Source organism: Isoptericola sp. Y541 (genome assembly GCF_059445465.1).
This window is the reverse complement of sequence record NZ_JCAIUJ010000005.1, coordinates 76,733-102,401: the sequence shown is the minus strand read 5'-3', so window position 1 is coordinate 102,401 and position 25,669 is coordinate 76,733. Positions and strand designations below refer to the sequence as shown.

Genomic DNA, 25,669 nt, shown 5'->3' with positions numbered 1-25,669 from the left:
ACTCAGCCTGCCGGGTTCAGCTCGGCCGTGTCGAGCACGGCCGCGCCGGAGCCCCAGGTGTCGGCCACCTGGGCGAGCACGCCGTCATCCATGAGCTTCTGCAGCCCGGCCTGCACGGCCCGGGCGAGCTCGGTGTCGCCCTTCGCGACGACGGCGCCGTACGGGGCGGCGTCCGTGACCTCGCCGAGCTCCTCGACGGTGCCGCCCGTCTGCTCGACGGCGTAGGCGATGATCGGCGAGTCGGCGTACATCGCCTGCAGCTTGCCGCCCGTGAGGTTGGTGGTGACATCGGCCTGCGAGTCGTAGGGCAGCACGTCCACGGCGTCCTCGCCCTTGTCGGTGCACTCCTGGCTGATGGCCGCGAGCTCGTCCTGCTGGATGGTGCCGGTCTGCACGCCCACGGTGACGCCGCAGAGCTCGTCGGGCGATACGCCCTCGGGGTTCCCCTTCGCCACTGCGAACTGCGAGCCGGCGGTGAAGTAGCTGACCATGTCGACCGTCTTCAGCCGCTCGGGGGTGACGGTGAAGGCGGAGAAGCCGACCTCGTACTTGGAGCCGATCGCCGGGATGATCGAGTCGAAGCCGGCGTTCTGCACCTCGAGCTCCAGCCCCATCGTCTTCGCGAGCGCCGTCGCGATGTCGATGTCGAGGCCGACCGGCGTCGTGCCGTCGGCGTCGACGAACTCCACCGGCGCGTACTCGAGGTTGGAGCCGACGCTGAGCTTGCCGTCCTCGGCCACGGCCTCGGGGACCAGCGCGGCGATCCCGTCGTCCTTCTCGATGGCGTCGAGGTCGACCGCGGCGGCCGACGCGCTGTCGGAGGCGGCCGGGTCAGATCCGAGGTCCTGCGAGGCCGTGGTGCAGCCGGTGAGGGCGAGGGCGGCGACGGCCGAGGTGACGACGGTCGCCACGAGGGCGGGGCGGGTGCGCATGATGGGCTCCGGGGGTGGTGCGACTGGTCAATGCATGATTATTCCGCCGATTGCATGATTCTCCAAACCGGCTGGTGACGGGTGCGGGTACCGTCGGCGCGATGTCCACCACCTCGCTCGCCCTCGTCCTGGCCGCCGCGGTCCTCCACGCGGTGTGGAACGTGGCCGCCAAGCGCGTGGTCGGGGACTCGCGCGTCTTCGTGTGGCTGTACGGCACTGCGTCGGCGGTGCTGTGGCTGCCCGTCGGGCTGGTCATCCTCGCGCGCGAGGGCTGGCCGGACATGGGGGCACTGGTCGGCGCCGCCGCGGTCTCGGGCGTGCTGCACAACCTCTACGGCGTCGTGCTGAACACCGGCTACAGCCGTGCCGACCTCGGGATCGTCTACCCGACGGCGCGCGGGACGGGGCCCTTGCTCACGATGGCGGTCGCGCTCGTCTTCCTCGGCGAGCACGTCGACACGATCCACGTGGTCGGCGGCCTGGTCGTCATCGCCGGCGTGGCGGTGGTCGCGAGCTCCGGCGCCTCCGGGGTGGACGCGGCCCGCGGCCTCGTCGGCGTGCGCTGGGGGCTCGCCACCGGCACCGCCATCGCCGCCTACACGCTGTGGGACGGCCACGCCGTCACCTCCCTGGGCCTTGATCCCGTGGCCTACTTCGCGTTCAACGCGGTCTGGCAGTCGCTCACGCTCGCCCCGATCCTGCGGGACCGGGGACGGCGGGCCGAGGTGGTCCGCATGAGCCGGCGGCACGTCAAGGAGATCGTCCTCGTCGCCGTCCTGTCGCCACTGGCCTACATCCTGGTGCTCGTCGCGATGCAGACGACCCCCGTCGCCCTCGTCGCCCCGGCCCGCGAGTCGAGCATCGTCATCGGCACGCTGCTGGCGTGGTGGCTCTTCCGCGAGCAGCGCCCGGCGGTCAAGATCGTGGGGTCGCTCGTCGTGCTGGGCGGGATCGTGCTCCTGTCGCTCCCGGCGTGACATCTCACCCTCCGTCCGACATGCCGGGCACCGAGGGCGTCCCTATGCTCCGAGCATGATCAGATTCCTCGCCCGGATGGCGGCCTTCCTGCTCGCGGCCGCGGTGGGCATCCTGCTGACCGCGTGGATCTTCGTGTCGTTCGACCTGGAGACCTTCTCCATCAACTGGTCCGAGCCCCTGGGCTTCGTCCTCGCGGTCGTCATCTTCGCGCTGGCGCAGGCGATCATCGCGCCGTTCCTCGCGAGCGTCGCACGCAACAGCGCGCCCGCGTTCCTCGGCGGCGTCGGCCTGGTCTCGACGTTCGTCGCGCTGATCGTCGCCGTCCTCATCACCGACGGCCTCGAGATCTCCGGCGTCGCCGGCTGGATCATCGGCCCGGTCATCGTGTGGGTGTTGGGCATGATCGCGGCGTTCCTGCTGCCGTTCGTGCTGCTCAAGAAGGGCACGGAGAAGGTCCGCGAGAACCGCGCGGACTGACCGCCTTCGGTGGCCTGCGGCATCTGTCAGGTGTCGCGCTCGGGGATGGCCTCGTCCTCGCGGTGGTCGTCGTCGCCGCCGGGCGGGAAGTCCCCCCGCTCCGGACGTGCGCGCAGGGCGACGATGCTGACGACCAGCCCGCCCCAGATGATCACGAGGGACAGGACCATGAGAGCGATCGCGGGGCCGGTCATCGCGAGGCCTCCTTCGTCGCGGCGGCCACCGGCGGGTACGGCGGCCACGGGGTGAACACGTCCGGGCTGCGCTTCCACCGCGTCGCGGTCAGGACGACGGCGCCGGCCACGATCACCACGATCGTGCCCCACCCCGCGTACAGCAGGTAGCCCTCGTCGTAGTCCTCGTAGGGGTTCTGGACGAGGTCCACGATGCGCGAGACCAGCATGTACGCCAGCACGGCGGGTACGACCGCCCCCACGCACACGTACCACCAGCGGCCCACCTGGAACGTCGAGATCGCGTTCATGTGGTACCTCAGCTCGGGGCCGGTACGCAGCACCCAGACGAGGAAGATGCACATGAGCACGGCGGACGCGACGATGCCGACGTTGTTGGACCAGTTGTCGATGGTGTCCAGCGCGATGAGGCCGGTCGTCGTGGAGAACCCGACGATCGACAGCACGGCCGCCACGATCCCGATGCCGACGACGGCGCCGCGGCGGGTCAGGCCGAACTTCTCCTGGAACGACGCGGAGACCACCTGCAGGATCGAGATCAGCGACGTGAACCCGGCCATCGCCAGCGACCCGAAGAACAGGGCGCCGAACAGGGCGCCGGCCGGCATCTGGGAGACCACGGCGGGGAAGGTGATGAAGGACAGCGTGGGCCCCGAGATGCCCTCGATATCGGCCACGGCCACGCCCTGCTCGTGCGCCAGGAAGCCGAGGGCGGCGAACACGCCGATGCCGGCGAGCATCTCGAACCCGGAGTTGGAGAACGCCACCACGAGCCCCGGGGACGTCAGGTTGGCCCGGCGCTTCCGGTAGGAGGCGTAGGTGATCATGATGCCGAAGGCGACGGAGAGGGAGAAGAAGATCTGCCCGTAGGCGGCGATCCACACGTTCGGGTCGCTCAGCGCGCCCCAGTCCGGCGTGAACAGCGCGTTCAGCCCGTCGGTCGCGCCGTCGAGGAAGACGGCCCGTACGACCAGCACCGCGAATGCGATCACCAGCAGCGGCAGGAACACCACGTTCGCCTTCTCGATGCCCTTGGCCACACCGCCCGCGAGGACGGCGATCGTGGCGACCCAGACCAGCACCAGCGGGATCAGCACGGCCGGGACGAAGTCGAGGGAGAACCAGGCCCCGCCGTTCGCGGTGTCCGACAGCTGGAGGTACTCGCCGGTGAAGAAGCCCGCCGTGTCGTCGCCCCACCGCAGGTCGAACGAGTAGACGAAGAAGCTGAGCGCCCACGCGATGATCGCCGCGTAGTAGATGGAGATGACGAAGCAGATCATCACCTGGAACCAGCCGAGGCCCTCCAGCCACCGCCGCACCCGGCGCAGCGCCGTCGGGGGGCCGCCGCGGAAGCGGTGGCCCAGCGCGTAGTCGAGGAAGAGGATCGGGATGCCCGCGGTCAGCAGCGCGATCACGTATGGCACCAGGAAGGCGCCACCGCCGTTCTCGTACGCGACGCCGGGGAACCGCCAGATGTTGCCCAGGCCCACGGCGGAGCCGATCGCGGACAGGATGAACCCCAGCTGCCCGCTGAACTGCTCACGGGGGGGCTGGGTATCTGTGGATGTTGCGCTCACGGGTGACGAACCTCCATGGTGCTCACCGTCGCGTCAGACGTGTCTCACCGCCGATGGTCCCTCAGAATCGTCGATCGAGCCTGTCGAGACCAGGGTTTCGACAGGCTCAACCAGCGGGGAGTGGTCGACAGGCTCAGGAGGGCGCAGGCTCAGCCGGCGAGCAGCCGCCCCACGAGCCCGCCGCGCAGCCGGCCCTCGGGGTCGAATCGCCCCGCGAGCTCGCGGAAGTCGTCGAACCGCGGGTACAGCGCCGCCATCTCCTGCGGGGCGAGCACGCTGACCTTGCCCCAGTGCGGACGCGCCCCGAGCGGGAGCAGCGCCGCCTCGACGGCGGGCAGCACGGCCCGCACCGCGTCCTCCTGCGGCAGCCAGGTGAAGTGAAAGCCGACGGAGGGTTCGTCGAACGGGCTGAGCCATAGGTCGTCCGCGGCGATCGTGCGGATCTCGCTCGTCTGGAGCAGCGGGGCCACCTGCGATCCGAGCCGGCGCATCGCCTCGATGGCCACGACGGCGTTGCGGCGCGGCAGCAGGTACTCGGACTGCACCTCGTCGCCCGCGGACGGCGTGAACTCCAGACGGAAGTGGCTGAGCCGCTCGTTCCACGAGCCCGGGACGCCGAGCTGCTCCGTGCACGCCGACGGGTCCACGCCCGGCAGCGGGTGCACCGCGACGTCCGACCAGCGCAGGAACTGCGGCGCCAGGCCGCGCACCTCGGGGCGCCGGCCGCCGTCGGCCCCTGCCACGGACTTGAACCACACGTGCCGCACCGCCGGCTCGTCCCAGCTGGTGAACGCGCTCACCGAGTACGCGGCGGAGGCGATGGCGTCGAAGTTCGCGAGGTAGGTGTCCCACGGCACGTCGGCCGCCACGTCCTGCCGCACGGTGAACGCCGGGACGGTGCGCAGCTCCACGCGCGTCACGATCCCCAGCGCGCCCAGCGAGACCACCGTGCCGGCGAAGACGTCCGGGTCGCTCGCGCGCGTGATGCGGCGCAGCTCGCCGCCGGGCGTCATGATCTCGAGGCCCTCGACGGCGCCCGCAAGGCTCGGATTGGCGTCGCCCGAGCCGTGCGTCGCCGTGGCGACGGCGCCGGCCACCGAGATGTGCGGCAGGGAGGCCAGGTTGCCCAGCGCCCGCCCCGTCGCGTGCAGCGCGCGGGACACCTCGCCGTAGCGCAGGCCCGCGTTCACCGACACGACCTCGTTCTCCGGCCCGCCGTCCACCGGCACCGGGTCCACCGCCGGGCGGCCGTCGTCGAGCGCATCCACCTGCACGTGGACGCCGTCGGTGTCCGCCACGTCGTTGAACGAGTGGCGCGACCCGAGGGCGCGCACCTGCCCGGCGCCCTCGAGGACGTCGGCCAGCTCCTCGAGCGACGTCGGTCGGACGACGGAGGATGCGGCGTACATGAAGTTCCCGGCCCAGTTGCGATGCACGGCCCTACCCTGCCATCCCCCCGGCCGCGCCGAGGTACGCCTCGAGGTCGGCGACGGCGGCGTCCAGCGCGGCCCGCTCGGCCACAGTCGGGTCGCGCAGCCACTGCACGTCGACGGCGGCACCGCGGCCCGAGGGCGCCGGCCAGCGCCAGCGCCCGGCGACGACGCCGTCCACTGCCACGCAGTGCACGTACGCGCCGGCGCGGTCCTGGGGCGGCAGGGCCGGGTCGAACACCACGTGCCGGGTCTCGCGGTACGACATGAGCAGCTCGTCATAGGCCTGCAGCAGGTCGACGACGGGCTCGTCGTCGCCGGCGTCCTCGTCCCCCTCGCCGAAGCCAGGGTCGGGCCGCTCCGCGACGGTGCCGGCCGTGCCGACGAGCGTCAGCCCTTCGAGGTCCCCGGCGCCCGGCACCTGCACCACCTCCCCCGCGTCGACCAGGGCGGCGAGGGCGGGCGTGAGGTCACGGACGGTCACGTCGCTCCACAGCCGCAGGTCGTTCACCGTGGCGAAGGCGCGGCCGGGCAGGTAGCGGCGCCACAGCTCGACGGTGGCGGCCTCCGCGTCGAAGCGCTCGCCCAGCGGCCCGTACCCGGCGGGCACCCGGTCGTCGAACGTCGCGTACGACTGGTGCTGATACGGCTTCCCGGCCGGCGGCGGGCCGCTGATCACGAGCTGTTGCAGCTCGGCGTGCATGAGCATCTGGGTGAACGCCAGGCCGGGAGCGTCTGGCGCAAGGACGCCGCGCGCGAGCAGCTCGTCCTTGATCTCCGCGCGGGTCCGCGGGCCGTCCGACACCGAGGCGGCGACGGCGTCGGTGCCCGGACCGAGGTCGCCCAGGTCCCACGACCGCTCCGTGGACGCCATCAGACGCGCAATGCGCGGCGCGGTCAACTCGAGCAGCCAGCGCGCGTCGGCGGGCCGCACCAGGTGCCAGGTGGGGCGCAGCGCGTGCGTACGCAGCACCAGCCCGTCGGTGAGGGCCGCGTTGGCGGCAGCACGGTCGGGGCGCGACGACGGCGCCACCCGACGCGACAGCCCCCACAGGGCCGGCTGGAGCTCCTGGCCCTGCACGGCCAGCTGGGCGCCGACCACGGCGGGAAGGTCGGGCAGGTGCCCGCCCCGCAGCCCCGTCGCACGGAGGCGCGCCGCACGGACGGCCTCCGGGTGGAGCTCCACCCGGGTCAGCCGAGCCGGCCGGCGGACTCGGACTCGGTCAGGGGAATGCGGCCGCCCATGCCCACCATCTCCAGCACCTCGGCCACCGCGTCCGAAGGCTGGAACAGGCTCACGGGTGTCCCCGACTCCTGGCCGAGCATGTACACCTGCAGGATGAACGCGACTCCGGAGGAGTCGATGAACGAGACGTCCCGGGTGTCCAGGACGATGGGGTGGGTCGTACCCCGGGCGGCGAGCGCCGCCATCGCGTCGCTCGCGGCCTCCCGCAGCGCGGCGTCGACCTCGCCCCACAGGGTGAGGACGGTGGCCTCGTCGGTGGTGCGCGACGCGATGCCGGAGTTCGGCCCGGGGTCGTTGCTGGTGTCGATGTCCATGTGCTTGTGCTGCTCCCCGTGGCGTGGTGCCGGTCGGCGCGCGGACGCCGTCTGTGTCCTCTCGGTACAGCGGGCGGCCCGCGTCGAGTGTTCCCCCGTCAGGCGGATTCGTCCAGCATCCGGTCACTCTGACGGGTCGATGTGCTCGTCGGTCCAGGGTCGTCCAGGTCGGTGACGTCCGCGACCCGGGCGTCGAGCACGCGCACCAGCTCGGCGCCGTCGACCGTCGCGGACACCCCGTGCCCGCCGGCCCCGATCGACACCTGGCCGGCCTCCGGGATCCGCGAGTCGGCGACCACCGGCCAGGCGGTGAGCGAGCCGAACGGCGTGATCGTGCCCCGCTCGTAGCCCGTGACGTCGCGCGCCACGTTCCGGTCCGGCATCGACAGCCGGGACACGCCGAGCAGAGCGCGCAGCCGCGGCCACGAGATCGTGCGGTCACCGGGCACGAGGACGAACAGGTAGTCGCCCTCGCCGCGGCGCACCACCAGCGTCTTGATCACCTGGGACGGCGAGATGCCGCGAGCGCTCGCCGCCTCCTGCAGCGAACCCACCGGGCCGTGCCGTGCGATCTCGAACGCGATCCCCGACTGCTCCAACGCCTCGCGCGTGCGCCGCTCGCCCGGCGTCTCCGCCGCGGAAGAGGTGGTCGTCACTCGTCGCCCGGGCCGGTCGACACGACGAGGGTCACGGTGGAACCCGCGTCCACGCTCTCCTCGGTGCCGGGCTCGATCCGCACGACGACGCCCTTCGGCTCCTCGTCGCTGGTCGCCTTGACCACGTTCCATGTGAGCCCGGCGTCCTCCAGGATCTGCTGCGCGGTCTCCAGGTCCTCGCCTACGAGGCTATCCGGCACCTCAACCTGCTCCGGCGGCGGCGGCCCGGTCGAGACGGCGACGGTCACGGTAGAACCGACGTCCACGCTCGTCCCGGCGGCGGGATCCGTCGAGACGACGTCGCCTGCCTCCTGCTCGCTGCTGGCGTCCTCGACCACCGTCACCTCGAGGCCGGCGTCCTTCAGCGCCTGCGTCGCGGACGCCTTCTCCTTGCCGACGACGTCCGGCACGGTGACCTGCTCCGGCTGCGGCGGGCCGGTCGAGACGGTGACCGTCACGGTGGAACCCTGCTTCACCCTCGTCCCGGCGGCGGGATCCGTCGAGACGACGTCGCCTGCTTCCTGCTTGGTGCTGGGCTCCTCGACCACCGTGACATCGAGCCCGGCGTTCTTCAGGTCCTGCGTCGCGGACGTCTCGCCCTTGCCGACGACATTCGGCACCGCGACCTTCTCCGGCACCTGCTCCGGGCCGCTCGAGACGACGAGGGTGACGGTCGTCCCCTTCGACACCTTCGTACCGGCGCCCTGGGTCGTCAGGACCTGGCCCTTGCGCTCGTCACTGGCCACCGTCCTCGTCGTCACCTTGAGCCCAAGCTTCCCGAGCTGCTGCTTCGCCGTGGCAAGGCTCTTGCCGGCGACGTCCGGCACGGTGACCTTCTGCTTCCCGGTCTCCCCCGGCTTGGTGTCGCCGCCCTTGTCCGGCGTCGTGCCGCCCTTGCTCGGATTCGACCCCTTGTCCTTGCCCGAGCCCTTCTGGACCGACGTCGAGTTCCCGACGGCCTTACTCGGCGCCTTGCTGTCCTTGGCCCGGTCCTTCTCCTTGGTGCGCTCGGCGACCGTGTCCGGCGTGTCCCCGCTGCCGCCACCGGCGCCCCAGGAGTCGACGTCGTCCGCGTTCCAGGCACGGTCGGGGATCGGCCCGGCGGCGAAGAACTCGAAGTGCCACGGCTCGGGCTTCGAGCCGGTGAACCGTGCCCAGGACGGGTTGTCCCACCCGTAGTCCGGCGCGTGCACGCGCATCCACGTGTACTCGGCCGACGTGCCGGTCGAGATCGGGGTCGAGAGGTCGACGGCGAGACCCCAGCCGTGGTTCGAGGTACCGGGCGTCGCCGCGAGGTAGCCCTTCGTGGCCTTGAGGCGAACCTGCGAGTCGTAGGTGCGGTACGAGTCCGTCATCGGGATCGGGACGCCGAACTCCTTCTCGTACTCGGCGCTGAGGGCCGTGAGCTGCTCGGCCGCGTCGCAGCGCAGCATGTGGCCCGGGGCGAAGTCGAGGGGGCACAGCGCCGACGTGGGGATCTGCCCGTTGGCGTAGCCCGCCGTGCTGTTCCCGTACTTGTCGACCACCTGGAGCAGGCCCGCCGTCAGCGTCGCCCGAGCCGCGGTCGTCCCGTCCGCGCCGGCCGGCAGGATGCCGGCCTCGAGGGTCGTCATCGCCGGGTCGAGCAGCGTGGCCAGCCGGGTCGCGGCGACCAGGACGTCGTCGAACGTCACGGCCTCCCCGTCGTGCGTCACGAGGTCCCCGGCGTCGACGGCGGCCTCGGCGTCCACCGCGCCCGGCCCCGTGGGGACGTCGCGCGCGACGCTCGTGACCTCGACGTCCTCGGCGACCTCGGCGACCGACGACGGCTCGGCCGGCTCGGCCGGCTCGGGAACCGTCTTCAGGGCGACGGGCGTCGGCACCGTGTGGTCCGCCGCGGCGAAGGGCTGCTCGGCGGTCTTCTCGGCCTCCTGCGCCAGGTAGGTGCTCAGGAGCATGCCGAGCTCGGCGGCCGCCTGCTCCACCTGCGGGGTCACCTTGCGGCCCGCGTCCTTCGCGGCGATCTCCGCCCGCTCGAGGACGCCCAGCACCTCCGCGATCGTCGTCGGGCCGCCCGAGGTGGAGGTGCCGACGACCCCGACCGAGACGCCCTCGCCCACCTGGCTGCCCGCGCCGAACTCCGGCGAGCCCTGGTCCGCGGAGATCGCGTCGTCGCCGATCTCGCTCCCCGGCAGGCCCGCGACCGGGGCGGCGAGGAAGCCGGCGGCGAGCACGCACGAGGCGGTCACCGTGGCGAGCTGCCTCCCGAACCGGCGGCGCCGGGCTCCCGTTTCCGCTGTGTCGGCGCGCGCGCCCAGGCCGGTGCCCATCGAAGACCTCACGACGACGAACCTCCCCCATCGGCACTGCTCAGGCGCTCGGATCTTGTCACACCCTGGTGCCGTCGTGTGACACAGGCGACAGGATCGTCCCTCCACTGTGCGCCGAGCGCCGAGGACATGCCACCCCTGGCGGCAAGAGTTCACATGGCGCTCGTCCACGCATCATCGAGGGAGCCCGCGGCAACCGCCCTGATACCCGGGCACCGCGCCGCCGTACGCGAGGGCAGACTGGCAGACATGACCACCGTCGACCTCAACAGCGACCTCGGCGAGGGCTTCGGCCGGTGGACCCTCGGCGACGACGAGGCGATGCTCGGCATCGTGTCGTCGGCCAACGTGGCCTGCGGCTTCCACGCCGGCGACCCGGCGTCGATCCGCCGCACCGTGCGCCTGGCCGCCGCGCGCGGCGTCGCGGTCGGGGCCCACGTCGGCTACCGCGACCTGGCGGGCTTCGGCCGCCGCGCCATCGACGTCCCGTCCGAGGAGCTGCGCGCGGACGTGATCTACCAGATCGGCGCACTACAGGCCCTCGCCGTCACCGAGGGCACGCGCGTCACGTACGTCAAGCCGCACGGCGCCCTCTACACCGCGTCCGCGGTGGACGCGCGGGTGGCGGCCGACGTCGCCGCGGCGGCCGCGGCCGTCGACCCGTCGCTGGTGCTGCTCGGGCTGCCCGGCACCCGCTCGCTCGAGGCGGCCGAGGCCGCCGGGCTGCGCGTCGCCGCCGAGGCGTTCGCCGACCGCGCGTACACGCCGTCCGGCACGCTCCTCCCCCGGGGCGAGCCGGGCGCAGTCCTGCACGACCCCGACGTCGTGGCCCGCCGCATGCTGCGGCTCGTCGCCGAGGGTGTGGTCGAGGCGGCCGACGGGACGACGGTCACCGTGCGCGCCGAGTCCGTGTGCGTGCACGGCGACTCCCCCGGCGCCGTCGCGATGGCGCGGCGCATCCGCGAGGTCTTCGACGCCGAGGGCGTGCGGCTCGCCCCGTTCGCGCCCGCCGCGCCGCTCGCGGAGGCCTGACGGTGCGCGTGCTGCCCGCGCGCGACGACGCCGTGCTCGTCGAGCTGGACGACCTCGCCCAGGCGCTCGCGCTGCACGCTTCGCTCGCCGCACGGCCGGTGCCCGGCGTCGGGCAGACCGTGCCGGGCGCGCGCACCCTGCTCGTGCCGTTCGACCCGTGGCACCTCCCGGGGCGCGAGCTCGCCGCCGTCCTCCGCGACCGGATCCTGGTCGAGCCCGGCGAGACCCCGCGGCACGGTCCCGACCCGTCGACAGGCTCAGGACGGCGCACGCTCGACCGGCGCGGAACCACCCTCGTCGAGATCCCCACCGTGTACGACGGCGAGGACCTCGCCGACGTCGCCGACCTGCTCGGCTGGGGCACGGAGGAGGTGGTGCGCCGCCACGCCGCCGCGTCGTGGGTGGTGGGGTTCGTCGGCTTCGCGCCGGGGTTCGCCTACCTCACGGGGGACGACGAGGGGCTGGTCGTGCCCCGGCGGGACAGCCCGCGCACCCGGGTGCCCGCCGGCTCCGTGGCGCTCGCCGGGCCCTACTCCGGCGTCTACCCGCGCGCGAGCCCCGGCGGCTGGCAGCTCGTGGGGCGCACGGACGTCGTGACCTGGGACCCCGACCGCGACCCACCCACGCCCTGGGCGCCCGGCGACCGCGTCCGCTTCATCGCCGTGCGGGAGTCTGTCCGCGCGGCCGCCCGCACGGCGGCCGAGCCTGTCGGAACCACCCGACGGGCCGGTGCCGCCCCTTCGACCGACTCAGGCCGGCGCGGGCTCGATCACCGAGGCGGCGGGCTCGAGGTCCTGGCGCCGGGCCTCCAGGCGCTGGTGCAGGACCTCGGCCGCCCGGGCCTCGCCCACCTCGGCGTGTCCGCGTCCGGGGCAGCGGACCCGCGCAGCCTGCGCGCGGCGAACCGCGCCGTGGGGAACCCGGCGGGCGCGGCGGCGATCGAGGCGGCCGGCGGAGGGCTGCGGCTGCGCGCCCGTGGTTCGGTGGTGGTGGCGCTCGCCGGCGCGGACGCGGGCGCGGTCGTGCGCCCCGCCGGCGACGACGCCCGGCCGACGCCCGTCGCGCGGCCGTTCCGCCTGGACGACGGCGCCGAGCTCGAGCTCGGCGCGCCCGCCCGCGGCTGGCGGACCTACGTCGCGGTGCGCGGCGAGATCGACGTCCCGCCCGTGCTCGGGTCCCGCGCCACGGACGTCCTCGCCCACCTCGGCCCGGACCCCCTCTCCCCGGGCACCCTCCTCCGCTGTGGGCCCGGAGATGGCCCACCCTGTGCGGGAGGAAGGGGCCATCTCGATGCTCACAGCGGACCGGTGGGTGCCGTCGCGGTGGGCGACGTCGGTGCCCCCGACGCCGCCGCGCTCCCCGCGCCCGGCGAGGTCACGACGCTCCCGCTCGTGCTCGGCCCGCACGACGACTGGTTCGACGCCGCCGCCGTGGAGCTGCTGCGCCGCCAGGAGTGGGAGGTCACCGCGCGCTCCGACCGGGTGGGGCTGAGGCTTGGTCCGTCGGCAGGATCGGCGGGCGCCCGCCCGCTCGAGCGCGCGGCCTCGGCCCGGGAACGCGAGCTGCCCAGCGAGGGCTGCGTGACCGGCGCGCTGCAGGTGCCGCCCGACGGGTGGCCCGTGCTGTTCGGCGCCGACCACCCGCTCACCGGCGGCTACCCCGTGGTCGGGGCCGTGCCGTCCACGCACCTGTGGCTGCTCGGCCAGCTCCCCGGCGGGGCGCTGGTGCGCTTCGCCTAGGCCCGCTCGTCCGCGAGCGCCCCGACGCCGGCGAGCACGCGCCCGATGCCGAACTGCAGGGCGTCGTCTCGGGTGGTCGCGGACGTCTCCGCGAACGCGGCCACCGTCAGCGGGTAGGTGTCGGCGCGTTCGGCCAGGATCGGCGCGAGCCGCGCGGCCAGGTCCGCCTCCGGCGCCGGCCCGCTCACCTGCTGCCGCACAGTCGACATGACGTGCCCGACGAGCAGGGCGAGCGTGTCGAGCTTCTCCGCTCCGGTGAGCGGCAGGCCGGCGATCGCGGCCAGCCCGGCCTCGTACCAGGAGAGCTCCGCCGGGCCGGGGGCGTGCGGCCGCTGCGCGAGCTCCACGCACCAGGGGTGGGCGAGGGCGCGCGCGTGCACGCTGTCGGCCCAGTCCGTCAGAGCGGCACGCCAGTCCGTGCCGCCGACCTCGGGCGCCTCACCGAGCGCCAGGTCGAGCATCAGCGAGTCCAGCTCAACCCGCCCGGGCACGTAGCGGTAGAGCGCCATCTTGGTGGTGCCGAGGCGCTCGGCGACGCTCTGCATCGTGACGGCGTCGAGGCCGCGGGCGTCGGCGATCTCCACCCCGGCCGCGGCGACGCCCTCCACGGTGAAGCGAGGCTTCGGCCCCCGCCGCACGGGCGCTGAGCGTCGCCACAGGAGCGCGACGACGTCGTCCTCTGTGGTCGTCGGGGAGTTCGGTGCGCTCATCGGTTCCCTCCAAAAAGATTATTGCGTCCATCGTACGCGGTGCCCTACTGTGTCTACAGGACGCGATTAATGGAGGGGCATCATGGCCACCACGAAGATCCTCATCTCGGGCGCGAGCATCGCCGGCCCGGCGCTCGCGCGCTGGCTGGGCCGCAACGGCTTCGACGTCACGGTCGTCGAGAAGGCGCCCGCACCCCGGCCCGGCGGGCAGGCCGTCGACTTCAAGGGCCGCACGCACCACGACGTGCTGACCCGCATGGGGATCCTCGACGACGTCCGTGCGCGCCAGACCGCCAAGACGGACTGGCGCATGGTCGACGCGCACGACCGGGTCCGCGCAGTGATCCCCGGCGAGTTCATCGGCGGCGACGTCGAGATCCTGCGCGGCGACCTCGCCGGCATCCTGCTGGAGCACAGCGCCGCCGACGCGGAGTACGTGTACGGCGACGAGATCGTCGCGATGGGCGAGGCGACGGCCGGGGTGCAGGTCTCCTTCGCGCACCGGCAGAGCGAGCGCTTCGACCTCGTGATCGGGGCGGACGGCATGCACTCCGCCGTGCGGCGGCTCGCGTTCGGCCCCGAGGAGGAGTTCGTGCAGAACCTCGGGTACTACTACGCGGTCGCGGGGGCGAACGCGCCGCTCGACGACCTTGAGACCCGGCTGCCGGACGGCCGCGGCGTCGCCTACGGGTACAACACACCCGGGCGGCTGGCGCTGCTGGGCGGCCAGAAGGCGCCGAGCCTGTTCGTCTTCAGCGCGCCGGGTGCCCGAGGTCAGGGCCCTGCCTATGACCGCCACGACGTCGCCTCCCAGCGCGCGTTCCTCGAGGCTGCCTTCGACGGCGTCGGGTGGCGCGTCCCCGCCGCGCTCGCCGCCGCCCGCGAGGCGCCCGATTTCTACCTCGACGCGCTGGCCCGCACCCGCATGACGTCGTCGACGCGCGGGCGGGTGGCCCTCGTCGGCGACGCCGGGCACGCGAACACGCTCGGCGGCTTCGGCACCGGGCTCTCCCTCGTCGGCGCCTACGTGCTCGCGGGCGAGCTGGTCGCCGCGCATGGCGACCACGCGGTGGCGTTCGCGGCCTACGACCGCCGCATGCGGAAGCCGACCAAGGTCGCGCGGTCGGGAAACGCCGGCCCGTTCCTGGCGCCGCAGTCGCCCGCGCGCCTCCGGATGCGGGACTGGAGCTTCACCACCCGGTGGGCGTACCGCTCGATGCTGTGGATGACCGACACCTTCGCCACCGACGACACGATCCCGGTGTACGGCCTGCGCTGACGCCGCCGTCCCGCCTGCGAGGAGGGTCACGGCGCACCACACTCATGGGGTGGCGCAGCACATCGAGGACTACGGGATCATCGGGGACCTACACACCACAGCCCTCGTCGGCAGGGACGGCTCGATCGGCTGGCTGTGCCTACCCCGCCTGGACTCGCCCGCCTGCTTCGCGGCGCTGCTCGGCGGGCCGGAGCACGGGTTCTGGCGGTTGTCACCGGCGAGCGGCGGGCCGTGCACCACCCGGCGCTACCGCGGGGACACCCTCGTCCTGGAGAGCGAGTGGACCACGCCTGACGGGACGGTCCGCGTCATCGACCTCATGCCGCCCCGCGACGGCGTGCCCGACGTCGTGCGCATCGTCGAGGGCGTGAGCGGGCGCGTGAGCATGGCGACCGAGCTACGGCCGCGGTTCGACTACGGGTCGGTCGCGCCGTGGACCACGATCGACGGCACCGACATCTCGACGGTCGCCGGCCCCGACGCCCTGCAGCTCGACACCCCGGTCGAGGTCGTGCACGAGGAGCGCTCCGTCCGGGCCCGGTTCGAGGTGTCCGCGGGCCAGCGGGTCCCGTTCGTCCTCACGTACCACCCGTCGTACCGGCCCCGTCCGCGCACCGAGAACGCCGACCGTGCCCAGCGCGAGACCGAAGGCTTCTGGACCGAGTGGGTGTCCCGGGCCCGCTACCGCGGACGCTGGGAGGACGCGGTACGGCGCTCGCTCGTGACGCTCAAGGCCCTGACGTACGCACCCAGCGGAGGTATCTTCGCCGCGGCGACGACGTCGCTGCCCGAGCAGCTCGGCGGCACCCGCAACTGGGACTACCGCTTCTGCTGGCTGCGCGACGCCACGTTCACGCTGCAGGCGCTGCTCGGCACCGGCTACGTGGCCGAGGCGCGCGCGTGGCGCGAGTGGCTGCTGCGGGCGATCGCCGGCGACCCGGCCGACCTGCAGATCATGTACGGCATCGACGGCCGGCGTCGTATCCCCGAGCTCACCATCGACTGGCTGCCGGGCTACGAGGGCTCGGCGCCCGTGCGCGTCGGCAACGCGGCGGCCGAGCAGTTCCAGCTCGACGTGTGGGGCGAGGTGCTCGACAGCCTGCACGTCGGCCGCGAGGCGGGGCTCGCGCCCACCGACGACGCGTGGGCGCTGCAGCGCACGCTGCTCGACTTCCTCGAGGGGCACTGGGACGACCTCGACAACGGCCTGTGGGAGGTGCGGGGCCCGCGGCGCGCCTTCGTGCACTCGAGGGTCATGGCCTGGGCCGGCGTCGACCGGGCCGCCCGAGCCGTGGAGGCGTACGGGCTCGACGGGCCGGCGCCCCGCTGGCGCGGCCTCGCCGAGACCATCCACGCCGACGTGTGCCGTCGCGGTTACGACCGGGACCGCAACACCTTCACCCAGTTCTACGGCTCCGACGGGCTCGACGCCGCACTCCTGCTGATCCCGAAGGTCGGGTTCCTGCCGTGGGACGACCCGCGTGTCCTCGGTACGGTCGACGCCGTGCAGCGCGAGCTGACCGAGGACGGGCTGCTCCTGCGCTACCAGACCCACCTCGACGACCGCGTCGACGGCCTCCCGGGGCGCGAGGGCACGTTCGTGGCCTGCAGCTTCTGGCTGGTCGACGCGCTGCACGGCATCGGCCGGGAGGACGAGGCGGTCGCGCTCTTCGAGCGCCTGCTGACGCTGCGCAACGACCTGGGCCTGCTCAGCGAGGAGTACGACCCGCGCACCTCGCGCCAGCTGGGCAACGTGCCGCAGGCGTTCAGCCACGTGGGGCTCGTCAACGCCGCGCGCACGCTGCGCGGCTCCGGAGGGGACTCCACCACACAGGAGGACGACCGATGAGAGCACTGACCGTCGTGCCGGAGCAGGCCGGCTCGCTCGCCGTGACGGACGTACCGGACCCCCGGCCGGAGGCCGGGGAGCTCCTCGTCGACGGGATCGCCGTCGGCGTGTGCGCCACCGACCGCGAGATCGCCGCCGGGGAGTACGGGACGCCACCGCCGGGGCGCGACCGGCTGGTCCTCGGGCACGAGTCCCTCGGCCGAGTGCGCGACGCGCCGGCGGGCAGCGGCTTCTCGCCGGGCGACCTCGTGGTCGGCGTCGTGCGACGCCCCGACCCGGAACCGTGCGGCGCGTGCGCGAGGGGCCAGTTCGACATGTGCCGCAACGGTCGGTACACCGAACGGGGCATCAAGGGCCTCGACGGGTACGCGAGCCAGACCTGGACGGTCGAGGCCGACTACGCCGTCCGCCTCGACCCCGCGCTCGAGGAGGTCGGCATGCTGCTGGAACCCACGACCGTCGTGGTCAAGGCATGGGAACAGGTGTGGGCCGTGGGCGAACGCGCGTGGTTCGAGCCACGGACCGCCCTGGTGACCGGGGCCGGGCCGATCGGCTTGCTGGCCGCGCTGATCGGCGTCCAGCAGGGCCTCGAGGTGCACGTGCTGGACCGCGTCACCACCGGCCCCAAGCCGGACCTGGTGCGCGATCTCGGCGCCGTCTACCACAGCGCGTCCGTCGACGAGATCGCGGACGACGTGCAGCCCGACGTCGTGATCGAGGCGACCGGCGCGAGCTCCGTCGTGCTCGAGGCCCTGTCCGCGACCGGGACCTACGGGGTCACGTGCCTGACGAGCGTCACGCCCACCGGACGTCACCTGCGGTTCGACGCGGGGGCGGCCAACCGGGAGATCGTGCTCGAGAACGACGCCGTCGTCGGGTCGGTCAACGCCAACCTCGGGCACTACCGCGAGGGGGCGGAGGTGCTCGCCCGCACCGACCCGGACTGGCTGCGGCGCCTCGTCACCCGCCGGCTGCCCCTCGAGCGGGCCGCGGAGGCGTTCACCCCGAGCGACGACGTGAAGGTCGTCGTCGACCTCGGGTGAGGGCGGGTGAGGGCGGGTGAGGGGCGGGTGAGAGCCCGGCGGGTTCGACCGCCGGGCCCTCACCGGCGGCGTCAGGCGCGCGTCCCGGCCTCCGCCAGCTCGCGTCCGTCCTGCCCACCGGACTCCCCTGGGCCGGTCGAAGGGTCGTCCTGCGCGGCGTCGGTCGCCTCGGCGCCCTCGGCGTCGTCGTCCTCGAAGAGGTTCTCCGCCGACGCGGCGCGGAACTGCTCGAGGTCGAGGATGCCCTCACGCTTGGCGACGATGGCCGGCACCAGCGTCTGGCCCGCGACGTTCACCGCGGTGCGGCCCATGTCGAGGATCGGGTCGACGGCGAGCAGCAGGCCCACGCCCGCGAGCGGCAGCCCGAGGGTGGACAGCGTCAGGGTCAGCATGACCATGGCGCCGGTGAGGCCCGCCGTCGCGGCGGAGCCCACGACCGACACGAACGCGATGAGCAGGTAGTCGCCGACCGACAGGTCGACGCCGAAGATCTGCGCGACGAAGATCGCGGAGATCGCCGGGTAGATCGAGGCGCAGCCGTCCATCTTGGTGGTGGCACCCAGCGGCACCGCGAACGACGCGTATTCGCTCGGCACGCCGAGGTTGCGCTCCGTGACGCGCTGCGTCACCGGCATCGTGCCCACCGAGGATCGGGAGACGAACCCGAGCTGGATCGCGGGCCACGCGCCCTTGAACCAGGCGATGACGCCGAGGCCGTTGACCTTGAGCAGCACCGGGTAGACGACGAACAGCACGAGCGCGAGGCCCACGTAGATCGCCACCGCGAACGACCCGAGCGAACGCAGCGACTCCCAGCCGTACGCGGCGACCGCGTTGCCGATGAGGCCCATCGTGCCCAGCGGGGCGAGGCGGATGATCCACCACAGCACCTTCTGCACGATGGAGAGCGCCGAGCGGTTGAACGCGAGGAACGGGTCGGCCTTGGCGCCGGACTTCAGCGCGGCGATGCCGATGACGAGCGCGACCACGAGGATCTGCAGCACGTTGAAGCTGATGCCGGTCTCGGCGCTCAGCGCGCCGTCCGCGCCGGCCTCGACCGAGGTCGAGGCGCCCAGGCCCAGCACGTTGGTCGGGATGAGGCCGTTGAGGAAGTCCAGCCAGGTGCCGGTGCTGGACGGCGCGGCGCCGTCAGCGGTGGACAGGGACGTGTTGTGGCCGGGCTGGAAGATCAGGCCCAGGCCGATGCCGATCGCCACGGAGATCGCGGCGGTGATCGCGAACCAGAGCAGCGTCTGGCCGGCCAGGCGGGCGGCGTTGGTGACGGTGCGCAGGTTGGCGATCGACGCGACGATCGCGGTGAAGATCAGCGGCGGCACCACGGCCTTGAGCAGCGTGACGAACGACGAGCCGATGGTGTCGAGCGTCGTGGTGAGCCCGTTCGGCGTCTCACCATCCGCCTGCGGGCCCATGGACAGCGCGAGCCAGCCGAGCAGCACGCCCAGGCCGAGGCCCAGCAAGATCTGGACCGAGAACGACGGGAAGCGCAGACCCTTGCGGGCGCGGGGTTCCGCGCCGGGGATCTTGGCGGTTGCGGAGGACACGAGGAAACCTTTCGCCTGGGCGCCGCCGTACGGCGCCAGTGGGTGGGCGGACGTCGCCCACGAGGGGTGTGGATCGGGGGGCAGGAGGTGCCCGGCGCAGCAGTGCCCGACGGGCCAGCGCAGGCGCGACCGCCGACGACGGCGTCGGCGGGTCAGCGAAGGGTCAGCGACACAGCGCGCTGGCGACGCGACCGAAGTCGACGTCGAGGCGCGCGATGAGGAGGTGCCTCACGGGGACGCTGCAGGCCACGGGTGCTCCCAGAACGATCGAGAATCGGGGTGATCAGGCGACCGGATTGATCGACATGATCGAAGGGACGTATCGAATCCACGAATTCCGCACCCTAGCAGGGACACGACGCGCCGCCCAGAGGGTGTGAGCCGCCTCATGTCCGCCGTACGGTCGCCACGTGACCGACGCCTCCCTGCCCCACGACCCCCTCTGGCCTCGAGCGGGCGGGTGGCCTGCGACGACGCCTGACAAGTCGCCCGCCGACCTCGCCCTGCTCGGCGTCCCCACCTGGCGCACGTCGTTGTCGCCGACGGGCGCGCACGCCACGCCCGCCGCCGTGCGCGACGCCCTGCGCCGCTACAGCCCCGCGCTGATGTCTCGTCGGTCGAGCCTGTCGAGACCACACCCGCCGGTCGAGCAGGAGCACGTCGACCCGGACGAGCTCGCCGTCGTCGACCACGGCGACGTCAGCGAGCCCGACGGCCCGGACGGCGAGGCCCGCGCCCGGGCCGCCGTCGCCGACGCGCTGGCGGGTGCGCGCGCCGTCGTCGCGCTCGGCGGCGACAACGCCCTGACCGTCCCGGTCGCACTCGGTGCGTGGGGCGAGGACCTCTCGACCGCCGGGCTGATCACCCTCGACGCACACTTCGACCTGCGCGACGGCGTGTCCAACGGCTCCCCCGTGCGGCGGCTGATCGAGGCGGGCCTGGACCCGGCGCGGATCGTCCAGATCGGCATCGCAGACTTCGCGAACTCGGCGGCCTACGCGCGCCGGGCGCGGGACCTCGGCATCACCGTCGTGACGCTCGACGACCTGCGACGGCTGCTCCACCGCAACGGCCCGGGCCGGCTCGACGCCGTCGTCCGCAAGGCCCTCACCGTCGCCGGGGCCGCGGGCGGGCCGATCCACCTGGACGTCGACGTCGACGTCTGCGACCGCTCCGTCGCCCCCGGCTGCCCCGCGAGCGTGCCCGGCGGCCTCGCGGCCTGGGAGCTGCGCGCACTCGTCCGCGAGATCGTCAGCGACCCGCGCGTCCGGTCCGTCGACATCGCCGAGGTGGACGCCACCGCCGACGCCCCCGACGGCCGCACCGTCCGCCTCGCCGCCCTCTGCGTCCTGGAGGTCCTCGCCGGCCTCGCCCACCGCCGAGGTAGTCCAGAACTCGGCGAGGTAGTCCAAGACCCGGCGAGGTAGTCCAAGACCCGGCGAGGTAGTTCCGTTCTCCGCGAGGTAGTCCGAAAATCGGCGAGGTAGTTCCGCGGCGGCGAGACGACGACGGTGGGGGCCAAGCTGAACTACCTCGCGGAGCACGGAACTACCTCGACGGGTGCCCGTCCTTCCAGACGGCGTGCACCAGCGGGACGCCGGGGCGGTAGGCGAGGTGGGTGCGCGACGGCGCGTCGAGGACGACGACGTCGGCGCGGGCGCCGGGCGCGAGGTGCCCGACGTCGTCGCGGCGCAGCGCACGGGCCCCGCCGGCGGTCGCGGCCCAGACGGCCTCGGCGACAGTCATGCCCATCTCGCGAACCGCGAGCACCACCATGAGCGGCATCGAGCTCGTGTACGACGAACCGGGGTTGCAGTCGCTGGCCAGCGCGACGACGGCGCCCGCGTCGAGCAGCCGCCGGGCGTCGGGGTACGGCTGCCGGGTGGAGAACTCGACGCCGGGCAGCAGCGTGGCGACAGTCCCCTGCCCGGCCCCGTCCGAGCCTGCCCATGACCCCGCGAGCGCCGCGACGTCGTCGTCGGACAGGTACGTGCAGTGGTCGACGGCGGCCGCGCCGAGGTCGACGGCGAGCCGCACGCCCTCGCCGGGGCCGAGCTGGTTGGCGTGCACCCGCACGCCGAGCCCGGCGGCCGCGCCGGCCTCCAGCACGCGGCGGGCCTGCTCGGGGGTGAAGGCGCCCTTCTCGCAGAAGACGTCGACCCACCGAGCGTGCGGGGCGCACGCGGCGAGCATGTCGCCGCAGACCAGGTCGACGTACGCGTCGGCGCGCCCGTCGAACTCGGCGGGCACCACGTGCGCGCCGAGGAACGTCACCTCCTCGGTGACCTCCCCCGCGATGCGTACCGCGCGCTCCTCGTCGGCCACGGTGAGGCCGTAGCCGCTCTTCACCTCGAGCGTGGTCGTGCCCTGGGCCAGCGCCTCCGCGACGTGCCGCGCCAGGCCGGCCCGCAGCTCGTCGTCGGACGCCGCCCGCGTGGCGGCGACGGTGGTGCGGATGCCACCCGCCGCGTACGGGCGGCCGGCCATGCGGGCCTCGAACTCGGCCGACCGGTCGCCCGCGAAGACGAGGTGGGTGTGGCTGTCCACGAACCCGGGCACGACGGCGCGCCCCTCCACCCCGACGACGCGGTCGGGTGCGCGGCCGAGCGCCTCCTCGACGCCCTCCGCGCACGAGCGCTCCGGGCCGGCCCACGCGACGCGGCCGCCGTCGAGCAGGAGTGCGGCGTCGCGCACGACGCCTGCCGGTTCGCCGTCGACCCCGAGCGACGGGGAGTTGGCGGTCAGCTCGCCGATCCCGAGGATCAGGGTCGCCGGGTGCGATCCTCCCGGGTGCTCCACCTCGCGCACGGTCACGCCTCCCGCTCGGGGTCCACGCCCTCCAGCATGGGCACGCGCAACCCGCCACGCTCGGCGGCGCGGGCGGCGTCGTCGTACCCGGCGTCGACGTGCCGCAGGACGCCGAGCCCCGGGTCGTTGGACAGCACCCGCGCGAGCTTCTGCGCCGCGAGCGGCGTGCCGTCCGCGACGGACACCTGCCCGGCGTGGATCGACCGCCCCATCCCGACACCGCCGCCCTGGTGCAGCGACACCCACGTGGCGCCCGACGACGCGGCGGTGAGCGCGTTGAGCAGCGGCCAGTCGGCGATGGCGTCGGAGCCGTCGGCCATGCCCTCCGTCTCCCGGTACGGCGAAGCGACGGACCCGGAGTCGAGGTGGTCACGACCGATGACGAGCGGCGCGCGCACCTCCCCCGAGGCCACGAGGTCGTTGAACGCCAGGCCGGCGCGGTCGCGCTCGCCGTGCCCGAGCCAGCAGATCCGCGCCGGCAGCCCCTGGAACGCGACGCGCTCCTGGGCGGCGCGGATCCAGCGGTGCAGGTGGTCGTCGTCGAACAGGTCCAGCACCGCGCGGTCCGTGGCGGCGATGTCGCGCGGGTCGCCGGAGAGCGCGGCCCACCGGAACGGCCCCTTGCCCTCCGCGAACAGGGGCCGGATGTACGCGGGGACGAAGCCGGGGAAGTCGAAGGCTCGGTCGAAGCCTCCGCGGCGCGCCTCGTCGCGGATCGAGTTGCCGTAGTCGAACACCTCCGCGCCCGCGTCAAGGAAGCCGACCATGCCCTCCACGTGCCGCGCCATCGACTCGCGCGCCCGGTCGGTGAACTCCTCGGGCTTGGCGGCGGCGTAGTCGGCCCACTCCTCGACGGAGACGCCGAGCGGCAGGTACGAGAGCGGGTCGTGCGCCGACGTCTGGTCGGTGACGACGTCGACCTCGACGCCGCGCTTGAGCAGCTCCGGCACCACGTGCGCGCTGTTGCCGACCACGCCGACGGACAACGCGCGCCTCTGCGTGCGCGCCGCCTCGACCCGGCGGACGGCGTCGTCCAGGTCGTCGGCCACCTCGTCGAGGTAGCGCTCGCGCACGCGGCGCTCCAGGCGCGAGCGGTCGACGTCGACCACCAGGCACACGCCACCGTTGAGCGTGACGGCGAGCGGTTGGGCGCCGCCCATGCCGCCGCAGCCGCCGGTGAGGGTGAGCGTGCCGGCGAGCGTCCCGCCGAACTTCTTCACCGCCACCGCGGCGAGGGTCTCGTACGTGCCCTGGAGGATGCCCTGCGCGCCGATGTAGATCCACGAGCCGGCCGTCATCTGCCCGTACATCGTCAGGCCCTGCGCCTCGAGCCGACGGAACTCGGGCCACGTCGCCCAGTCCCCCACGAGGTTGCTGTTGGCGATCAGCACCCGCGGCGCCCACTCGTGGGTGCGCAGCACGCCGACGGGCTTGCCGGACTGGACGAGCAGCGTCTCGTCGTCGGCGAGCGTCGTGAGGGTGCGGACGATGGCGTGGTAGCTCGGCCAGTCGCGCGCGGCGCGGCCGGTGCCGCCGTAGACGACGAGGTCGTCGGGGCGCTCCGCCACCTCCGGGTCCAGGTTGTTCATGAGCATCCGCAGCGGGGCCTCGGTCTGCCAGCTGCGGGCGGTGAGCGTCGTGCCGCGCGGCGCGCGCACGGGGACGGGGGTCCCCCGGTCGTAGGACATGGCGTGGGACATCGTCGTCTCCTTCAGCGAGGGGTCAGTGGAGCGGGCCGACGGCGGCGCTCGCGGCCCCGACGACCTCGCCGTCGGCGACGAGCCGCGTCACCGCGTCGATCTCGGGGGCGAGGAATCGGTCCGGGCCCGGCCCGGGGACGGCGCGGCGCAGCAGGTCGTGCACGGCCCTCGTTCCTCGCAGCGACCTGTCAGGACCAGGCCCAGGAATACCTACGCGTGGCCCTGACAACTCTGAGGCCTGAGAGTTGTCAGGATCACGCGCGGAAATACCCTCATGTGGCCCTGACAACTGGGCGAGGCGGAGGTCGAGGGCGCGCGCGGCGGTCATGAGCTCGATGGCGAGCACGCGGCCGAGCCCGTCGACCGACCGGCGCAGCTTGCGCGCCGCGGCCCAGCCCATGGAGACGTGGTCCTCCTGCATCGCCGACGACGGGATGGAGTCGACGCTCGCCGGCGCGGCGAGGCGCTTGAGCTCCGAGACGATCCCGGCCGCCGTGTACTGGGCGATCATCAGCCCGGAGTCGACGCCCGGGTCGTCGGCGAGGAAGGCGGGCAGCCCCTCGTTGCGCGCGACGTCGAGGAACCGGTCGGTGCGCCGCTCGCTCATGGACGCGACGTCGGCCGCCGCGATGGCGAGGAAGTCCAGCACGTACGCGACGGGCGCCCCGTGGAAGTTGCCGTTGGACTCGACCCGCCCGTCCACCGTGACGACGGGGTTGTCGATGGCCGATGCCAGCTCGCGGCCGGCGACGGTCGATGCGTGGTCGACGGTGTCCCGCGCCGCGCCGTGCACCTGCGGGGCGCAGCGCAGCGAGTACGCGTCCTGCACCCGCGTGCACTCGGGCCGCCCGTCGGCGTCGAGGGTGCGATGGCTCGCCACGACCGGCGAGCCCGCGAGCAGCGCGCGCAGGTTCGCGGCCGACGCCGCCTGGCCGGGGTGCGGGCGCATGCCGACCAGGTCCGCGGCGAACGGCGCGTCAGAGCCGAGCAGCGCCTCCACGCTGGACGCGGCCGCGACGTCCGCCGTCGCGAGCAGGCGCCGTAGGTCGTCGAGGGCGAGGCACAGCATCCCGAGCATGCCGTCGGTGCCGTTGATGAGGGCGAGGCCTTCCTTCTCGCGCAGCTCCAGCGGCGCGATGCCCGCGGCCGCGAGCGCCTCCCCGCCGTCCCGCAGCTCCCCGTCGGCGTCGCGCGCCCGACCCTCGCCGAGCGCGGCGAGCGCGACGTGCGCCAGCGGCGCCAGGTCTCCCGAGCATCCGAGCGAACCGTACTCGTGCACGACGGGCGTGACCTGCGCGTTCAGCATCGCCGCGTACGTCTCCGCCACGACGGGCCGCGCGCCCGTGCGACCGGTGGCGAGGGTGGCGAGCCGCAGCAGCTGCAGGGCCCGCACCACCTCGCGCTCCACCTCGGGGCCGGCGCCGGCGGCGTGCGAGCGCACCAGGCTCAGCTGTAGCTGAGCCCGCTTCTCGGTGGGGATGTGCCGGCGGGCGAGCGCGCCGAACCCGGTGGACACGCCGTAGTGCGGGCGGTCGTCGTCGGCCAGGGACTCGACGACGGCGCGGCTTGCAGCCATCGCGGCCAGCGCTCGGTCGGTGAGGCGCACGGGCGCGCCGCGGCGAGCGACGTCGACCACGTCCTCGATCGTCAGCGGCCCTTCGCCCACCTCGACCACCCGGAGCGCGCGGTCGGGCGTGGGGGAAGGACCCGCCGTCGGGCCCGGAGCAGGGCGGCCGGGGACGGCCGCGGGGTGTGTCGACGCTGTCATCTCGCCAGCACACACCGCGGCACGGCGCCCCCGACAGGGCGGCGACGGAGGTTCCGTCTGGGATCC

Annotated in this window: 21 protein-coding genes; 8 read left to right on the top strand and 13 right to left on the bottom strand. The window is 73.7% G+C overall.

From position 1 onward, the window contains the following. Nucleotides 1-2 precede the first annotated feature (2 nt). On the bottom strand, nucleotides 3-932 hold the full coding sequence (locus AC1C2V_RS12410; RefSeq protein ID WP_495389929.1) for an ABC transporter substrate-binding protein: 930 nt from the start codon (nucleotides 930-932) through the stop codon (nucleotides 3-5). Between the two features lie 101 nt (nucleotides 933-1,033). On the opposite strand from AC1C2V_RS12410, the gene AC1C2V_RS12405 reads away from it, so the two are divergent. Both AC1C2V_RS12405 and AC1C2V_RS12400 read left to right on the top strand, forming a co-directional pair. After that, nucleotides 1,034-1,909 (top strand): EamA family transporter, encoded by an 876-nt coding sequence (locus AC1C2V_RS12405; RefSeq protein WP_495389928.1) that lies wholly within the window; start codon nucleotides 1,034-1,036, stop codon nucleotides 1,907-1,909. Between the two features lie 55 nt (nucleotides 1,910-1,964). Next, on the top strand, nucleotides 1,965-2,387 hold the full coding sequence (locus AC1C2V_RS12400; protein WP_495389927.1) for a hypothetical protein: 423 nt from the start codon (nucleotides 1,965-1,967) through the stop codon (nucleotides 2,385-2,387). A gap of 26 nt (nucleotides 2,388-2,413) precedes the next feature. Here the strand turns inward: AC1C2V_RS12400 and AC1C2V_RS12395 are convergent, their stop codons facing one another. The 7 genes from AC1C2V_RS12395 to AC1C2V_RS12365 all read right to left on the bottom strand — a co-directional run bounded on the left by AC1C2V_RS12395 (nucleotide 2,414) and on the right by AC1C2V_RS12365 (nucleotide 10,125). Further along, on the bottom strand, nucleotides 2,414-2,581 hold the full coding sequence (locus tag AC1C2V_RS12395; protein WP_495389926.1) for a methionine/alanine import family NSS transporter small subunit: 168 nt from the start codon (nucleotides 2,579-2,581) through the stop codon (nucleotides 2,414-2,416). Beyond that, nucleotides 2,578-4,158, bottom strand: a complete 1,581-nt coding sequence (locus AC1C2V_RS12390; protein ID WP_495389925.1) for a sodium-dependent transporter — start codon at nucleotides 4,156-4,158, stop codon at nucleotides 2,578-2,580. The genes AC1C2V_RS12395 and AC1C2V_RS12390 overlap by 4 nt, the downstream gene beginning before the upstream one ends. Nucleotides 4,159-4,307: 149 nt before the next feature. Continuing rightward, a complete protein-coding gene (locus AC1C2V_RS12385; RefSeq protein ID WP_495389924.1) occupies nucleotides 4,308-5,594 on the bottom strand; it encodes an FAD-binding protein in 1,287 nt (428 codons plus the stop codon). Between the two features lie 4 nt (nucleotides 5,595-5,598). Continuing rightward, nucleotides 5,599-6,774: a winged helix DNA-binding domain-containing protein gene (locus AC1C2V_RS12380; RefSeq protein ID WP_495389923.1), complete on the bottom strand. Its 1,176-nt coding sequence runs from the start codon at nucleotides 6,772-6,774 to the stop codon at nucleotides 5,599-5,601. 5 nt (nucleotides 6,775-6,779) lie between these two features. Further along, entirely contained in the window at nucleotides 6,780-7,148 is a 369-nt protein-coding gene (locus AC1C2V_RS12375) for an STAS domain-containing protein (RefSeq protein WP_495389922.1), read from the bottom strand. A 98-nt stretch (nucleotides 7,149-7,246) separates the two neighbouring features. Further along, entirely contained in the window at nucleotides 7,247-7,804 is a 558-nt protein-coding gene (locus tag AC1C2V_RS12370) for an aminoacyl-tRNA deacylase (RefSeq protein ID WP_495389921.1), read from the bottom strand. Then, a complete protein-coding gene (locus AC1C2V_RS12365) occupies nucleotides 7,801-10,125 on the bottom strand; it encodes a PASTA domain-containing protein (RefSeq protein WP_495389920.1) in 2,325 nt (774 codons plus the stop codon). Before AC1C2V_RS12365 ends, AC1C2V_RS12370 begins: the two co-directional genes overlap by 4 nt. 237 nt (nucleotides 10,126-10,362) lie before the next feature. On the opposite strand from AC1C2V_RS12365, the gene AC1C2V_RS12360 reads away from it, so the two are divergent. Beyond that, nucleotides 10,363-11,145, top strand: coding sequence for a LamB/YcsF family protein (locus AC1C2V_RS12360; protein ID WP_495389919.1), 783 nt, complete (start codon nucleotides 10,363-10,365; stop codon nucleotides 11,143-11,145). Between the two features lie 2 nt (nucleotides 11,146-11,147). After that, entirely contained in the window at nucleotides 11,148-12,884 is a 1,737-nt protein-coding gene (locus AC1C2V_RS12355; protein WP_495389918.1) for a 5-oxoprolinase subunit B/C family protein, read from the top strand. Here the strand turns inward: AC1C2V_RS12355 and AC1C2V_RS12350 are convergent. Continuing rightward, entirely contained in the window at nucleotides 12,881-13,594 is a 714-nt protein-coding gene (locus tag AC1C2V_RS12350) for a TetR/AcrR family transcriptional regulator (RefSeq protein WP_495389917.1), read from the bottom strand. The genes AC1C2V_RS12355 and AC1C2V_RS12350 overlap by 4 nt on opposite strands. Nucleotides 13,595-13,676: 82 nt before the next feature. On the opposite strand from AC1C2V_RS12350, the gene AC1C2V_RS12345 reads away from it, so the two are divergent. From AC1C2V_RS12345 to AC1C2V_RS12335, 3 genes are read left to right on the top strand one after another with little or no spacing between them, the layout of a single operon-like run. Then, entirely contained in the window at nucleotides 13,677-14,873 is a 1,197-nt protein-coding gene (locus AC1C2V_RS12345) for an FAD-dependent monooxygenase (RefSeq protein ID WP_495389916.1), read from the top strand. Nucleotides 14,874-14,922: 49 nt separating this feature from the next. Then, nucleotides 14,923-16,722, top strand: a complete 1,800-nt coding sequence (locus AC1C2V_RS12340; RefSeq protein WP_495389915.1) for a glycoside hydrolase family 15 protein — start codon at nucleotides 14,923-14,925, stop codon at nucleotides 16,720-16,722. Continuing rightward, nucleotides 16,719-17,765, top strand: coding sequence for a glucose 1-dehydrogenase (locus AC1C2V_RS12335; protein WP_495389914.1), 1,047 nt, complete (start codon nucleotides 16,719-16,721; stop codon nucleotides 17,763-17,765). The genes AC1C2V_RS12340 and AC1C2V_RS12335 overlap by 4 nt, the downstream gene beginning before the upstream one ends. 71 nt (nucleotides 17,766-17,836) lie before the next feature. Here AC1C2V_RS12335 and AC1C2V_RS12330 read toward each other — a convergent pair whose 3' ends face one another. Further along, a complete protein-coding gene (locus tag AC1C2V_RS12330; RefSeq protein WP_495389913.1) occupies nucleotides 17,837-19,327 on the bottom strand; it encodes a dicarboxylate/amino acid:cation symporter in 1,491 nt (496 codons plus the stop codon). Nucleotides 19,328-19,737: 410 nt separating this feature from the next. Here AC1C2V_RS12330 and AC1C2V_RS12325 point away from each other — a divergent pair, with 410 nt between their 5' ends. After that, entirely contained in the window at nucleotides 19,738-20,754 is a 1,017-nt protein-coding gene (locus AC1C2V_RS12325) for an arginase family protein (protein WP_495389912.1), read from the top strand. 121 nt (nucleotides 20,755-20,875) lie between these two features. On the opposite strand, the gene hutI is transcribed toward AC1C2V_RS12325, so the two are convergent. The 3 genes from hutI to hutH are packed head-to-tail and all read right to left on the bottom strand — an operon-like array spanning nucleotide 20,876 to nucleotide 25,603. Next, nucleotides 20,876-22,141, bottom strand: a complete 1,266-nt coding sequence (hutI, locus tag AC1C2V_RS12320; RefSeq protein WP_495389911.1) for an imidazolonepropionase — start codon at nucleotides 22,139-22,141, stop codon at nucleotides 20,876-20,878. Continuing rightward, on the bottom strand, nucleotides 22,138-23,835 hold the full coding sequence (gene hutU / locus AC1C2V_RS12315; RefSeq protein ID WP_495389910.1) for a urocanate hydratase: 1,698 nt from the start codon (nucleotides 23,833-23,835) through the stop codon (nucleotides 22,138-22,140). Before hutU ends, hutI begins: the two co-directional genes overlap by 4 nt. 22 nt (nucleotides 23,836-23,857) lie before the next feature. Further along, nucleotides 23,858-25,603 carry a histidine ammonia-lyase gene (gene hutH / locus AC1C2V_RS12310; RefSeq protein WP_495389909.1) on the bottom strand — a complete coding sequence of 582 codons (1,746 nt, stop codon included), beginning with the start codon at nucleotides 25,601-25,603 and terminating at the stop codon, nucleotides 23,858-23,860. Nucleotides 25,604-25,669 lie beyond the last annotated feature (66 nt).

Bases quoted from the DNA above. Each gene is read 5' to 3' on its own strand.
- AC1C2V_RS12410 (WP_495389929.1), bottom strand. From the start codon at position 932: ATGCGCACCCGCCCCGCCCTCGTGGCGACCGTCGTCACCTCGGCCGTC.
- AC1C2V_RS12405 (WP_495389928.1), top strand. From the start codon at position 1,034: ATGTCCACCACCTCGCTCGCCCTCGTCCTGGCCGCCGCGGTCCTCCAC.
- AC1C2V_RS12400 (WP_495389927.1), top strand. From the start codon at position 1,965: ATGATCAGATTCCTCGCCCGGATGGCGGCCTTCCTGCTCGCGGCCGCG.
- AC1C2V_RS12395 (WP_495389926.1), bottom strand. From the start codon at position 2,581: ATGACCGGCCCCGCGATCGCTCTCATGGTCCTGTCCCTCGTGATCATC.
- AC1C2V_RS12375 (WP_495389922.1), bottom strand. From the start codon at position 7,148: ATGGACATCGACACCAGCAACGACCCCGGGCCGAACTCCGGCATCGCG.
- AC1C2V_RS12360 (WP_495389919.1), top strand. From the start codon at position 10,363: ATGACCACCGTCGACCTCAACAGCGACCTCGGCGAGGGCTTCGGCCGG.
- AC1C2V_RS12350 (WP_495389917.1), bottom strand. From the start codon at position 13,594: ATGAGCGCACCGAACTCCCCGACGACCACAGAGGACGACGTCGTCGCG.
- AC1C2V_RS12345 (WP_495389916.1), top strand. From the start codon at position 13,677: ATGGCCACCACGAAGATCCTCATCTCGGGCGCGAGCATCGCCGGCCCG.
- AC1C2V_RS12335 (WP_495389914.1), top strand. From the start codon at position 16,719: ATGAGAGCACTGACCGTCGTGCCGGAGCAGGCCGGCTCGCTCGCCGTG.
- hutU (WP_495389910.1), bottom strand. From the start codon at position 23,835: ATGTCCCACGCCATGTCCTACGACCGGGGGACCCCCGTCCCCGTGCGC.
- hutH (WP_495389909.1), bottom strand. From the start codon at position 25,603: ATGACAGCGTCGACACACCCCGCGGCCGTCCCCGGCCGCCCTGCTCCG.